This is a genomic window from Motiliproteus sp. MSK22-1 (assembly GCF_001968815.1).
Taxonomy (GTDB): Bacteria; Pseudomonadota; Gammaproteobacteria; order Pseudomonadales; family Balneatricaceae; genus Motiliproteus.
The window spans coordinates 246,283-259,828 of the sequence record NZ_MIEQ01000096.1; the positions used below are offsets into that span (position 1 = coordinate 246,283).

Below are 13,546 nucleotides of genomic sequence, written 5' to 3' on the forward strand. Positions count from 1 at the left end.
TATAATTTATGAATTGTTAATTTGCCCTCTCAAGACTGCCAGTGTCTTTGCTACCAACAGGGTAGTTCAAGATGGGTCATTGAAGGGCAAGAGCAGGAGACAGACAAATGTCGATTCGACAGTTGATATGGATTCCAAGCGTTTTTTTATTCACAACTCTATTCATGGTCAATCAGATCCAGGCTGCAGCTGAAACCAAGATGTGGTCCTGGACGTTTAATAACTCAGGTGACTACGGTAGCAATAGTTGGAAGTACGACAACGAGGAGGGGGATGCTGCGGGACCCACTGTCACCAATAGTGCTTATGCCAACACCAATGATGTGAATGGAGAAGATCGATTGCAATCAGCCACGCCAACGCTCTGGAGTGGGGGGCTGGGAATAGATAATAATGATGATTCTTCAAGCTCTCCCTGGCATGCATTTAGTGGCCGTTACCAGTCAGGAGCCAGCGAATGGGATGATATGGATGCCATGCTGCTCTCCTTTGATCGGGATGTCACTTTAACCTCAGTTACGATGGGGTGGCACTATAAGGACTATGATTTTTCGTTGCTCGCATATACAGGGGCTGGTGCGCCTTCAATTCCGAATAACACAACCACGTACAGCGGTTTGCTAGGGGGTGGTAGTTGGGAGTTGGTTGGTAACTTTTATAACGATGGAACTGACGATGGTTCAGGTAGTGAGGGAGGGACTTCTACCGGAGCTGATAAAACGGTGGATATTAGTTCAGTTTCAACAACTCCCAGGAGCTATTATTTACTGTCTGTTCTAAATCCCTATCTTGGGGGGGATGCTAATAAGGCTGGGGATGATTTTTTCAAGCTGCTTGCTGTAGCAGGTAAGACTTCAGAGGGCGGTACAACAGTTCCTGTTCCTGCAACTGCCTTGCTTCTCCTTCTTGGTCTGCCTTGGTTACGCCGGTTCAGGGTGTAAGATTGTTTTAGCGCTGATAAGTTAAGTTTTATCAGCGCTACTGATGGGTTGCTTTGTCAGCAACAGTTAATTCTGCCAGGATTTTAGTAAAGTTTCTGCTTCTGATCGTTCTTCAAAGAATTTCTCGCTGTCCATTGCCTCCGCCAGGAACTTTTGTGCTTCTTTCCTTCGATCTATCTGATCCAGTGTCAGAGCAAGGTGATATTTGATTGCCGGTTGATCAAACTGTTGGAGCAGTGCTTCCCTGAACAGAGCTAATGCTTCATTATGCTGTCCCAAGCGGCTGTAGATCCAGGCGAGAGTATCCATGAGCTCCACGTTGGCTGGGGCGATTTTATGTGCTAGTTGGGCCCGTTCCAATGCTTTGTTTTTCTCTCCCATATCAAATAACAGGTTTGCTGAGTTATTCAGCAAAACAGCCATATTGCCATGTTCAGCTATAAGCTTTTCATAGATGTCTAAAGCTTTTTTGAGCTGATTCTGGTTATGGTGGGTATCAGCCAAAGCGATCTGACCTAACAGATCATCTGGGTGGACAGAAAGCCACTCTGTCATTAACTTTTCAGACTTCTTCAACTTATTTGTAGTTTTGTAGAGCCTGTATAAATTGAATACCGGTCTTGGGTTACCAGAAAGTTTTTTGGCTTCAAGAAAAGATTTCTCAGCTAAATCGAATTTGCCTAACTTGAAATAGAGTTCGCCACTTAAGTTCTCCGAAGTACCTGATTTTGGTGTCAGTTCCTTTATTTGGGCGATAAGTATATTTGCATATTCCTGATCCCGGTCCTTTATAGCAAGATCGGCTAAACTCAGATAAGCGGGCAGGAATCTGTTGTCCCAGATAATGGCCTTTTTATAGGTGGACATGGCGTCCTTTATCAGGCCTGCTTTTTGCTGCATTCGCGCAAGGTTGAGTAGTTCAATGCTTTGGTTGGGAGAAAACTTTGTCGAAAGTCGGTAGGATTTGATTGCCATTTCGTTGTCATGAGTGGCTTCATAGAGTTCGCCGATAAGTCGGTAAGGCTCAGGTTTACCGCCGTTTTTGTTTATAAAATCTCTCAGTAGTCCAATAGCCTTCTGGTAGTCGTTCAGCTGTACATAGGAATTGACGATTTTTCTGAGTGTCGGGAAGTTGTTCTGGTCTTGTGCATATGCTTTTTGATACCAGGTTAACGCCGTTTCATATTCGCGGTTATTTGATCGAATGTTACCCATTTCCAGTAACAGGGTGCGGTTGTCCTTTAGTTCTTTCAGTTTAGATTCTATCCGTGAAATGGCCTTGGCTCGATCACCACTAACCTCATCCATACGGGAAAGGTGAATTATAGATGGGATATGATTTTCATTAACAGACAGGGCTTTTTCAAAGCTTAATCTGGCTTCGTCAATCTGGTTATTCATACCCTGTGCTATCCCCTGTTTTTGCCAGAAGTCAGGGTTTTCTGGAAACTGTCGAACCAGCTCTGATGTAATATTCAGCGCTAACGCTGTCTGATTGGACTTGAAGTAGACGTCCAGTAGCAGCAGTTTGGTTTCCAACGGATCCAGGCCTGCCAGTTGGGCCTGCTTAAATAAATCGATACTTTGTTGATACTCTCCGGCCCTGAGTTTTGTTCTTGCCTTGTTGACAAGTCCTACAGGCGAGTCTGGTGCTATTCGGATGACTTCATCAAAATAAAAATATGCGCTTTCGAAATCGTTAAGTTGTGAGTTCATCAGGCCTAATAGATTGAGCAAATTCGGTGTGCCAGGGTATGCCAGGTTTGCTTTAGTCAGTATCGGTTTAGCTGCCAGAGGATCGTTATTCTTAAGATGAATGGTCGCCAGCATTTCAACCGCGTGACGATTGTTTGGGTCTATTCTCAGGTACTTCGTCAGGGATTTTTCTGCATCACCGTAGTTACCAATCTTAAAATTCGTTAAACCGGAAAGGTAGTAATAGATCGGATTGTTATTTTTGTCTTCATCCGGAACCGCCTTAAAGAGGGATATGATTTCCTTGGTATCTTCCAATGCATCGTTTAATCGACCAAGAGCCGCATTGACAACTGATTTCAGATACTTGGCTTTAGGCTCATTTGGGATTTCTTCCAGGATAAAGTCCAGATCAGGCTCTGCTTCTACAAACCTGCCCTGCTCAACAAAGTACAGCGCCCGTGTAAGCCTTGCCTGAACATTGCCGTCATCGCTGGCAATGGCAGAGTTAATAAACCTGAAGGCTTCGTCAAAATCCCCGGCTAGTCGGGACAGTGTGGATTTGATAATTAATGCATTGCTTGATGGTTGATGGCGATCCAGGGCCTTGTCGACAAACTCTGTTGCTTTGTCATAGTCCCGATTCTGCATTGCTATCTGGGCTCTGCCAAGCCAGGCTTTCTCATGCTTGGGGTTGTAATTAAGTGCTTCGATGTATGAAATATCTGATTCTCTTAATCTTCGAAGTTTTAGCTGGGCCTGTCCCCTCAAAAAATGTATCTGCCCTTCAATGGACTTGCTGCGTATTCCCGGCGTTACTACCTCTAATAGCTCCTTGTATTTGTCCTGCAGAAGATAAGCCTCGCCATATAGGGTAATAAGCTGATTGAGGTCGACACCCTGAGCTTTGGCGAAATCAATGTGAAGTTCTGCGTCGCTGCCATTACCCATGGCGATAAGGGTTTTAGCCATTAGTACTCTGGAGGGCAGATGGCCCTCGTTTTGTCCCAGCGCATTTTTCAGATGAATTATTGCGGTCTGGTAATCGTCATTTCCATAACTTCTCAGCGCGTCTTCATAATATTGATCATCAGTGTCTGAATAAGCATTTCCTGGCCCTAATATTAATGACACTGATATTAAAAGAACGGTGGTGAGCTTGATGATAGATGGCAGAAAAGGTGTACGAATCGACAGGTGTAGGGTTTGCATAATATCCATTTTTTGATTCGTTGCTACCGACCAGGATCGGTCGCGTAGGATAGGGACAAAGGAGGTTGGTATTCTATCTGAACTCTGTTGCATTTCAAACAAAGGGCTGGTTTATTGAGAGGTTACCATGATCGGTCGCTATATTGCGTTAAGTCAATGTATAGTAGTTGGGTGCTGCTTGTTTGTTCTCGTTAATAGGTACAACGCTGTCTTGATGATATACTTCGTCGTTGTTGAGCAGGATCGTTGGATTAACAGTTAACCACAGAAAGACCTGTGTTTTGTCAGATAATTTTACACCAGCTGAATTAATCTGTTGACGGTTGTTTTTAAAGTGTTGATTTTTAATAATATTTTATTATTGGCATAGGTTTTGTATAAGAGATCTTCAATGATCAAAACGCCCGTTTGGGTTTGGCTACACTAGCTACGTACCAATATGGATTTGGATGGATATGAAAAACGCTAAACAACTTATCGCACTAACGGCAATGTTACTTTGTGGTACTTCTGCTACCTATGCTGGAAGTGTTTCACCTACTGCGACCATTGCGGACAACTATATCGGTGCCAGGTACTACGACTATAGCGGTAATGGGGTCAAAGACAGTACTCGGGATGTTGCTGGCGGGTCTGACTATCAGATTCACTCGATGGACGTCACTCGATCAGTAAATGCGGGTAGAACTTACCTCGATGTGCAGGTAAACACCAACTTTGCGGGTAAGGCCGGTGCTTTTCATTATGGTGATCTGTTTCTGACAGATGTTGCTAACTATGACCCTTATGTCGGCTATCTTGACTCCGGTATTTCTAATGGCTATTCCGCTGATAGTCGTTTTGGCACGGCGGATATGGGTCAAAATACTCGCTGGCTTTACGCATTTGATGTGGACTATGGCAGCAGCTCCAGAGCAGATAATACTTCTGGCGTGAACCATACTGGTGCGTTGGTTGAGATCGATCAGAATCGATATAGTCAAGACACAACTACCGCTCGAGAGTATCCTTCAGACTCCGGCAGCGGTTATAGACCTGACCAGATTGTAATGGCCAATAAGGAAGGAACTGAGAACGGGTATTGGTCTGTTACACATGGAGATTACGTAAGTTTCCATATTGATATTTCCGGTACAAGCCTGGCCAGTGCTGGCCAGATTGCGCTACGTTGGGCAATGACTTGTGGTAACGACATTATTGAAGGTATTGCCAGCTTCCCGAATGGTGGAGCTACGGTTCCAGAACCTGCTGCGTACATGTTGATGCTGGCTGGTCTGGCGGGCTTAGGCTACTCACGTCGGAGAAGGTCTGCCAGAGTTATGACCGCTTAGATAATTGTTTGTTGTAGAAAGGCTCCCTCGGGAGCCTTTTTTATTGCCTGAAATTTCTATTTCATGTCAGGTGGCAAATGATGTTAGCTGCAGCTCTTTAAGTGCTGGGTTGATTGTCCAGATTAGAGTTAGCCTTCAGAAAGATAAGTTTGGATACTGTCAGCAACAACCTGATGACCATAGGTTGTGAGGTGTCCTTCGTTAGGATGAAACAGTAGACCCTTGAGCGCTTTGGCTGATTTTAATTCAGACATCCGGGAGGCCATGTCTATGATATCCATGTTATTAACGGCTGCTTGTTCAGCAACTGTTTTGCGCACAAATTCCTGAAATGTAGCAGCATAAGAGTGGGGGGATGCTACATAAGATTGGCCAGGAAGTAGTGCTACCGTGAATTTGTAGCCTTTGCTTACCGCATCCTTCTTCAGGTTTTTGAACAGTGCTTTGAGTAGATCTTTCTGTTGTTGGAGTCTGGAGTTCAGTACGTTAAAGGCCTCTTCCTGTTGTTCGTCTGTTAAGCCTGGGGAACCAAATATCCTAGGTAATATTACGCTGCTGGATATCAATTGTTGCATAACTCCCCTGGTTGGTAGCTCATTGCCATAGGCTATTGAAGAAAGTGATTTCGTTTTTTCTTCTGCTGGTTTTGCTGCTTTCGGTACCGGATAGTTGTGAGGCTCAAGCTGATTGTTTGAGTTAAGCACAAAGTAAGGTTTTGCTTGCTCGGCCTGCAATGGATAGCTCAGAGCGTTATCTAAAAAATCGTTGCCAAGATAGAACATTAAAATGTAATGATCTGCTTTTAGGCGAGAATGGCGATACTTCAGCAGCAGATATTGTTGATCGGTGCTGTAACCCGGTATGCCAAGGTTTATATATTCCCTGCTGGAGTCTGCCTGGTTTAATTTGCTGGTAAATGTTTCTGGATCATTTACGCCTATTCCAAAGGTAAAGCTGTCACCGATTAAGGCGACGGTAGAGCTTATCTTGCTTTTATCAGGTGTTTGAATATGTCGATAACCGTCAGCGTTAGTCTTGTAGTTAACCTTAAAGTCATGATGTTGATGCTCTCCTTGCCAGTTTTTACTCAGTACCCAGCCGAACTGACTGTGGTACTGTAAAAATCCGGGAGTCATGGCGGAGTCTGTATTGATCTTCTTCTGGTAATGGGAGAGAAAAGACTCTGAAATCGCCCATCCTGTTACTGTTGTTGCTACTGTAATGGTGATAGCAAAGAGTCTTTTTTTGTTTTTGCTGGGGTGGGGCATCTAGTCTCCCAATTGTTGAGGGTCGCTGTTAAAAGGCAGGCTCTTATACTAGAACAGGGTATAAATAAATGGGCTGATGACTGAACTTTCGGTAAATAATATAAGGCCGCCCACCAGCATTAGCATCAAAATAATGGGTATTACCCAGAACTTCTTGTGTTTTCTGGCAAATAGCCAAAGATCGAGAAAAAACTCAAACACTAGAATGGGTTCTCCATGTCTTCAGGGTATATGGGATCACTATGGTTACGATAGCTGTCTGAACTTATTGTACCGTGGTCTGGATGACTTCCGACTTCGTCCTTGTTAAGAGCTCTTTTTACCAGACTGAGAGGGGTAATAACAGCGTAGAAAATAAATATCAGTAATGCGCTGATAAGATATCTGTTGATGAGGTGTGCCACCTGTGTCCAGCGCTGATAAGGTCCAGACAATACTTCAGGTCGGATCAACGCGAGCATAAACAGTATCATCGCCAGAATATATGCGCTACCCGGTAGCAGTGCCAGAAGGCCGGAGTGGCGAAAAAGCACAGTAATCCATATGCAGATGACAATCGAAAGAAGAATACCGAATAATCTTAGTTGCTGTTTACTTGTCAGTTGCATCATTAATCCAGCTCAAAGTAGCGTTCCGTGTTTTGAGGTGCCAATTGCTTTTTCTTCTCTAATACATAGTTACCAAGTACCAGATAATCCATATGTGTATTGATGAAGCAATCAAAGGCATCGTTTAGAGAGCAAACAATAGGTTCGCCTCTGACATTAAAGGATGTGTTTATCATCGCGGCGCAACCGGTTAAGTTGTTAAACGCTGTGAGCAACTGATGAAAGCGTGGGTTTGTTTTTTTATTGACTGTTTGTATGCGTGCAGTCATATCCACATGGGTTGTTGCAGGAAGTCTGGATCTTGTGACGGATAGTTTTTCCAGGCCGTCAAGTTGTTCCATTTCAGCAATACCTTCAGGAGATATGATGTTTTCGCTGACTGGAGCAGTAAACAGCATATACGGACTGCTCTGCTGCTGCTCAAAATACTCCTGGGCTTTCTCACTGAGAACTGCTGGTGCGAATGGCCGAAAGGATTCCCGAAATTTTATTTTAAGGTTGAGTTTGGATTGCATCTCGGAATTTCTGGCGTCAGCTAGAATTGATCGATTACCGAGGGCTCTGGGTCCAAACTCCATACGACCCTGAAACCAGCCTACAACGTTGCCAGAGGCAATAACACCAGCTACCTCGTCGAAAAGTAAGCTGTCATCATAGAGCGTATAGGGTATGTTTTTATCGTCGAGAAACGCCTGTATTTCCCTGTTGCTAAAGTCTGGTCCCAGATATGCGCCCTGCATTGAATCGTCTTTGGTGTTGCCGTTCCCATTGAGGGACGGGGTGCTGCTATCGGTTGTTACGTTTGTTTGAGTTGTTGATCTATCTTCCTGATAATATTGAAAACTTGCAGCAAAAGCTGATCCTACTGCACCGCCTGCGTCCCCGGCTGCAGGCTGAACCCAAATTTCGTCAAATAGACCGGAGCGCAGTAGTTTGCCATTGGCAGTACAGTTGAGTGCGACACCGCCGGCAAGGCATAAATTCCTGGCCTGAGTTTCATCTCTCAAAGTCTTTGCCAGTTTTAGAATGATCTCTTCGGTAACTGCTTGAACTGATGCCGCAAGATCCAGCTCCCGCTGGGTAATAGGAGATTCAGGAACCCTTGGAGGTCCATCAAATAACAAAGAGAAGGACTCATTGGTCATCTTGCTTCCGACACAGAAGTCAAAGTAGTCCAGATTTAACTGAAAACTGCCATCCGCCTTAACGGTGATCACTTTATCAAGAATCAATTTTCTGTAGCGAGGGATACCATAGGGTGCTAACCCCATCAGCTTATATTCACCTGAATTAACCCGAAATCCGCAGAAATAGGTGAAAGCAGAATAGAGCAAACCCAGAGAGTGGGGGAAATTGATTTGCCAAAGGGGAGTTAAGGCTTTTCCATCCCCCATCCAGGCACTGGTTGTAGCCCATTCTCCAACACCGTCAAGACAGAGTACTGCTGCTTTTTCATAGGGGCTTGGATAGAAAGCAGAAGCGGCATGAGACTGGTGGTGTTCAGTGAAGAGAAGCTTTGGTAACTGTTTTTCCTTGCATTTTGCCAATCTTGCCAAATGTTTTTTAAGCAGGATTTTTAAGGTCAGTTTTTCTTTTAACCAGATCGGCATTGAGCGCAAAAATGATCTGATCCCCAGAGGAGCATAGCTTAAGTAGGTTTCCAGTATTCGGTCAAAGGTCAGGAAAGGTTTGTCATAAAAAACAATTGCATCGAGATCGGTGATTTTGATATCAGCCTGGTTCAAGCATGAAATAATCGATTGCTCTGGAAAAGCTGCATCATGCCTGATTCTGGAAAAACGCTCTTCTTGAGCGGCTGCAATAAGTTCTCCTGATTGGACCAGAGCTGCTGCACTGTCGTGGTAAAATGCTGAAATACCGAGTATTTGCTTCCCGATCATGAGCTGCCTATGTTTTGAATGTGTCTGCAATGGCTGGAAGAATAAGGAGCCTTTAGCGCGGAGTCCATAGTTATTCTTGATAGTTACTGTTGATAACGACTTTCTTTACTATCGCTGTTTCAGAGGGGCGCTCTTGATAGTTTCATTCAATGGTAAGTTTCAGTGGTTAAAAATTGCCAGCAGGAGTCTGCTTCTTGTTATATGTTGCTGGATAGCTGGTTAAATATACAGTATTCTAACCACTATCTGATTTATTCTGAATATGAAAAGAATGTAGTTTTGCGCAGGTCCGTAGCAGATAGAAATGCCTGATCAAAGAAAAATCATACATTGTGATTGTGACTGTTTTTACGCAGCTGTTGAAATGCGTGACAATCCATCATATAGGGGAATACCCATTGCTGTTGGTGGAGATCCAGGCAAGCGGGGGGTTATTTCTACCTGTAACTACGAGGCCCGGCAGTATGGGGTCCGTTCTGCGATGCCGTCAGCCCAGGCAAAGAAGCTGTGCCCAAAACTGCTGATTATTCCGGGGCGGATGGAAGCTTATCGGCAAGCCTCTGGCCAAATTCATGATATCTTCCAGAGCTACACTGATCTGATAGAGCCCTTGTCTCTTGATGAAGCTTACCTGGATGTTTCCTCTTCAACTGCCTGTCGTGGAAGCGCCACCATGATTGCAGAAGAAATCAGACAACGGGTTAAGGCTGAGGTCGGTATCACCATTTCAGCAGGAGTGGCGCCAAACAAGTTTATCGCCAAGATTGCCAGTGATTGGAAAAAACCTGATGGCCTGTTTGTGGTCTTGCCTGATGAAGTAGAAAGTTTTGTTGAGAAACTGCCGGTAGAAAAACTGTTTGGTGTAGGGCCTGCCACTGCGACTAAGCTGAATCGGTTGGGCGTGTTAACCTGCGGAGATTTGCGCGCTTTCAATAAGATTGAGCTGGTTGAGCATATGGGAAGTTTCGGCGAACGGCTGTACCAACTGAGCCGGGGGATTGATGAGCGTCCTATTCGAACCAGCTGGCGACGTAAGTCCTTGAGTATTGAGCACACCTACACCCAGGATTTGGCCAGTTATGAAGCCTGTTTGGAAAAGTTGCCGTCTTTAATGGAAGAGTTGAACCGCCGTCTTTCAAGGTTGGACGATGGCTATCGAGTAACGGGTGGGGTCGTAAAGGTAAAGTTTGATAATTTTGTCCAAACAACAGTGGAGCATCGAATTTCTGAGCCTACTAAAGAGGCTTATACTGCTTTGCTGAAGGAGGGTTATGCACGGGCAAATCGATCAGTTCGCTTGTTGGGGGTTGGTGTACGTCTGGAAGACAAGAGCAGCGATGAGGTTTTCAGGCAATTAAACCTGTTTGAAGGTTATTGACCAGACCTTCACCATCGCTCAGCCATTATCGGTTTACTCTGTTTAGTTATATTTCTGCTTCTAGTTGCTCTTCTGCTTTTTTTTGCGCATTTTTAAATTCGCCTATACCCAGCATCATCTTAGTGTTTTCCAGCATATAGAGCACAGAAGGGACCAGTAACAGTATTAGCAGGGTGCCATAAGCCAGGCCAAAGACAATTGCTGTTGCCATGGGAATAAGAAACTGTGCTTGCAGGGATGTTTCAAACAAAATAGGGCTCAGGCCTGCAATGGTCGTGAGAGATGTCAGCAAGACTGCTCGCAGACGCTGACAGGCAGCTTCAACAATTGCCTGTTCAACTGGCATACCCCGTTCCCGCAGCTTGCGGTAAAACGTGATCAAGACGATGGAGTCGTTAATCACGATTCCTGACAGCCCAAAGAGTCCGAAAAGTGACAGGATAGTCAAAGCCTGTCCCATAAACAGGTGGCCAATGATCGCACCGGTCAGACCCAGCGGGATGGCAGCCATAACGGTAATCGGCCATAAATAGGAGGAAAACACCCAGGCCAGAATTATGAAGATAAGGAGGAGGGCGATGAGCCCCCCTGTTTTCATGTCCGAAAGGGTTTCATTCTCGTCTGCTTTTTTCCCTTCAAAGCTGTAGCGAATGCCATAGCGAGAAGTCAGTTCTGACAGAGGACCGGATTCCAGCGCCTCAATAATTTCATTAGCATTGGCACTTTTGTCATCTACATCAGCTGTGACCATCAGGGCTAATTGGCCATCGACTCTATTAAGTGTGTCCAGTCCACGCTTAGCCCTGAACTGAACAATATTGGAAAGCGGTGCTGATTCTCCGTTGGGTAATAAAACAGGCAGTTTTTCCAACGTACTTAAACGATCACGCTCATTATCAGGGAGAACAACTCTGACTTCTATTTCATCATCATTTTCATGATAAATCTGTACTAATGCGCCATCTAAAGCCGCTCTTAGGTGTCTGCCAACCGTTTCCAGATTTAATCCAAGCCCTTTGGCTGTGCTTGTCAGTTCGTAGATCCACTGTTCTTTACCATAAGGGAGGTCATCATCGACATTACTGACCCCGGTATAACTTTTCAGAGACTCCTGTAGCTCTAAAGAAGCTTGCTTCAAAATACCCACCTGGCTGCCAGTCAGTTTGATTTCAATGGGTTTACCAGGAGGGCCACCCGTTCGTTGAGAGATATTGACGCGCTCTATTCCTGCTGGTTGGATGACTTTATCGCGCCATTTTTGCAGAAAGAGTTCATTGGGAGTATCACGATTTTCGCCATTAACCAGCTGTACGTAAAGAGCGCCGAACTCGTCACCAATAGACCCCAGAGCGTTATTTTGACTAAACAGGGCCTGGCGCTTGTACTGAACTACCGCTTCTATCAGATTTCCGCCGAGTTCTGTTTCCGTTTCCCTTAACGTCCGTTCCAGATGATTGACAAAGCTGTCGACCTGCTCAGGTCTTGTTCCGGCTGTAAACTGGACACTGGCGGTAAATTCGTCACCGTCCACGATTGGGAAAAAAGTAAACTTTATTCGCCCACCTGCCACCAGCCCTACAGCAATAATCAGGAAGGCGAGAGAGCAGCTAAGTGTGATCCAGCGAAACCGAACGGCCAGGATGACTAACCGTCGAAACTGATGATCTCTAAAATGGTCGAACCAACCATCCAGCTTCGCTCGAAGCTTACCCGGTTGAATACGATCGTGACGCTTTAGACTGTGATGTAGATGGCCAGGAAGTATCAGAAAACACTCAACTAAAGATGCAATGATTACACAGATGACTACCGTTGGAATATCAATAAGGATGTTACCGATGTAGCCACCGATAATGATAAGAGGAATAAAGGCTGAAATAGTCGTTAGCGATGAAGCTATGACCGGTGCCAACATCCGGTTTGCCCCTCCGATTGAAGCTGTAGCCCCGGGTTCTCCCTGCTGAAAATGGGTAAGTGCATCTTCTCCAACGACTATGGCGTCATCTACGATGATGCCTAGCGCCATGATCATCCCGAACAGGCTGATCATGTTAATGCTGCCGCCGATCAACTGCATGATTGCCAATGTGGCCAGGAATGAAATTGGGATTCCAGCAGTGACCCAGAAGGCTACTTTTACGTTAAGGAACAGAAATAACATGGCAATCACCAAGATGAGCCCGCCAAGACCGTTACGCAAGAGCAAGCTGATGCGATCCTCAAGAAATTGCCAGCGTTCATTGTAAACTATTAATTCAACACCCTTGGGAAGGGTTGGTCGCACATCTGACAACCAGGCATTTAACGTTGCAGCTGCCGTTAGGGTGTCGTCATTTTCCGTGCGTTTTAAAGCTAAAGCTATTGCGGGCCTTCCCTCGAAGGCCAGATAGGTTTGATTGTCTTGTGGGCGTTCCTCTATGTTGGCGATATCTCCCAGCCGCACCAGCCGACCATCCTGTTGGGTGATAAGGGGGAGTTGCTCAAAACCATCCACATCCCTTTGTTGGCTAAGACTTCGGATTTGGCGTGAGCCGTCACTCCTTCCCGCCGTTCCGGCAGGCAGATCCCGGCTGCGTTGTGCGACGGTGGAAGATATCTCATTCAGAGTCATTCCCAGATCATGCAGGGCTTGTATCGGTACCTGGATAGCGACTTCCTTTTCCGGCATACCGGTGATGTCTATCTTTCGAATGCCCTTTTCTAACAACTCACGTTCGAATCTGCGTACCAGAGGGCGTATTTCCTCTAGATCTCCGTCGCTGCTGACCAAAATCCGTGCAATCTCCTCGTAACGGATCACTTCCTGGATGATTGGTTCTTCCGCATCGGTAGGTAGATTTCTTATTCCATCTATTTTTTGCTTTACGTCATCGACAAGTTTTCCGACATCAGCTCCTTCCTCCACCACAATGCGAATGGAGGCCATGCCCTGGTTCGAGGTGGATAGCAACTCATCTATGTTGTTGGTGCCTTTAAGTTCCTGTTCGATCGGGATAGTGATATTTCGTTCGACGTCTTCAGCTGCGGCACCGCTCCAGTTCACCTGGATATTGATAACGTCCAACTCAAAGGTTGGAAAGAACTGGGTATTAAGCTTTTTTATACCCCATAGCCCGGCAATGATCATTAGGAACATCAACAAGTTGGATGCCACTTTGTGGATGGCAAATGTACGGATAATTGCACTGCCATTGGTCGATGTTGATTTCATC

Annotated in this window: 9 protein-coding genes; 3 read left to right on the plus strand and 6 right to left on the minus strand. The window is 45.4% G+C overall.

The features are described from left to right. Positions 1-107: 107 nt before the first annotated feature. Positions 108-941 (plus strand): exosortase-dependent surface protein XDP1, encoded by an 834-nt coding sequence (xdp1, locus tag BGP75_RS24765; protein WP_076721580.1) that lies wholly within the window; start codon positions 108-110, stop codon positions 939-941. 66 nt (positions 942-1,007) lie between these two features. Here the strand turns inward: xdp1 and prsT are convergent, their stop codons facing one another. After that, on the minus strand, positions 1,008-3,848 hold the full coding sequence (prsT, locus tag BGP75_RS24770) for an XrtA/PEP-CTERM system TPR-repeat protein PrsT (protein WP_233153023.1): 2,841 nt from the start codon (positions 3,846-3,848) through the stop codon (positions 1,008-1,010). Positions 3,849-4,303: 455 nt separating this feature from the next. On the opposite strand from prsT, the gene BGP75_RS24775 reads away from it, so the two are divergent. Then, a complete protein-coding gene (locus BGP75_RS24775) occupies positions 4,304-5,179 on the plus strand; it encodes a PEP-CTERM sorting domain-containing protein (RefSeq protein ID WP_158070174.1) in 876 nt (291 codons plus the stop codon). 128 nt (positions 5,180-5,307) lie between these two features. Here BGP75_RS24775 and BGP75_RS24780 read toward each other — a convergent pair whose 3' ends face one another. From BGP75_RS24780 to BGP75_RS24790, 4 genes are read right to left on the minus strand one after another with little or no spacing between them, the layout of a single operon-like run. Continuing rightward, entirely contained in the window at positions 5,308-6,447 is a 1,140-nt protein-coding gene (locus BGP75_RS24780) for an SGNH/GDSL hydrolase family protein (RefSeq protein WP_076721583.1), read from the minus strand. A 48-nt stretch (positions 6,448-6,495) separates the two neighbouring features. Continuing rightward, a complete protein-coding gene (locus BGP75_RS27535; protein ID WP_233153024.1) occupies positions 6,496-6,648 on the minus strand; it encodes a DUF5989 family protein in 153 nt (50 codons plus the stop codon). Then, positions 6,648-7,058 carry a hypothetical protein gene (locus BGP75_RS24785; protein ID WP_143821181.1) on the minus strand — a complete coding sequence of 137 codons (411 nt, stop codon included), beginning with the start codon at positions 7,056-7,058 and terminating at the stop codon, positions 6,648-6,650. The genes BGP75_RS27535 and BGP75_RS24785 overlap by 1 nt, the downstream gene beginning before the upstream one ends. Then, positions 7,058-8,956, minus strand: coding sequence for a carbamoyltransferase (locus tag BGP75_RS24790; RefSeq protein ID WP_076721585.1), 1,899 nt, complete (start codon positions 8,954-8,956; stop codon positions 7,058-7,060). Before BGP75_RS24790 ends, BGP75_RS24785 begins: the two co-directional genes overlap by 1 nt. A 304-nt stretch (positions 8,957-9,260) precedes the next feature. Between BGP75_RS24790 and dinB the strand changes: the two genes are divergently transcribed. Then, positions 9,261-10,334, plus strand: coding sequence for a DNA polymerase IV (gene dinB, locus BGP75_RS24795; protein ID WP_076721586.1), 1,074 nt, complete (start codon positions 9,261-9,263; stop codon positions 10,332-10,334). A 46-nt stretch (positions 10,335-10,380) separates the two neighbouring features. Here dinB and BGP75_RS24800 read toward each other — a convergent pair whose 3' ends face one another. Next, entirely contained in the window at positions 10,381-13,545 is a 3,165-nt protein-coding gene (locus tag BGP75_RS24800) for an efflux RND transporter permease subunit (RefSeq protein ID WP_076721587.1), read from the minus strand. Position 13,546: the final 1 nt, after the last annotated feature.

Bases quoted from the DNA above. Each gene is read 5' to 3' on its own strand.
- xdp1 (WP_076721580.1), top strand. From the start codon at position 108: ATGTCGATTCGACAGTTGATATGGATTCCAAGCGTTTTTTTATTCACA.
- prsT (WP_233153023.1), bottom strand. From the start codon at position 3,848: ATGCAAACCCTACACCTGTCGATTCGTACACCTTTTCTGCCATCTATC.
- BGP75_RS24775 (WP_158070174.1), top strand. From the start codon at position 4,304: ATGAAAAACGCTAAACAACTTATCGCACTAACGGCAATGTTACTTTGT.
- BGP75_RS24780 (WP_076721583.1), bottom strand. From the start codon at position 6,447: ATGCCCCACCCCAGCAAAAACAAAAAAAGACTCTTTGCTATCACCATT.
- BGP75_RS24785 (WP_143821181.1), bottom strand. From the start codon at position 7,058: ATGATGCAACTGACAAGTAAACAGCAACTAAGATTATTCGGTATTCTT.
- BGP75_RS24790 (WP_076721585.1), bottom strand. From the start codon at position 8,956: ATGATCGGGAAGCAAATACTCGGTATTTCAGCATTTTACCACGACAGT.
- dinB (WP_076721586.1), top strand. From the start codon at position 9,261: ATGCCTGATCAAAGAAAAATCATACATTGTGATTGTGACTGTTTTTAC.
- BGP75_RS24800 (WP_076721587.1), bottom strand. From the start codon at position 13,545: ATGAAATCAACATCGACCAATGGCAGTGCAATTATCCGTACATTTGCC.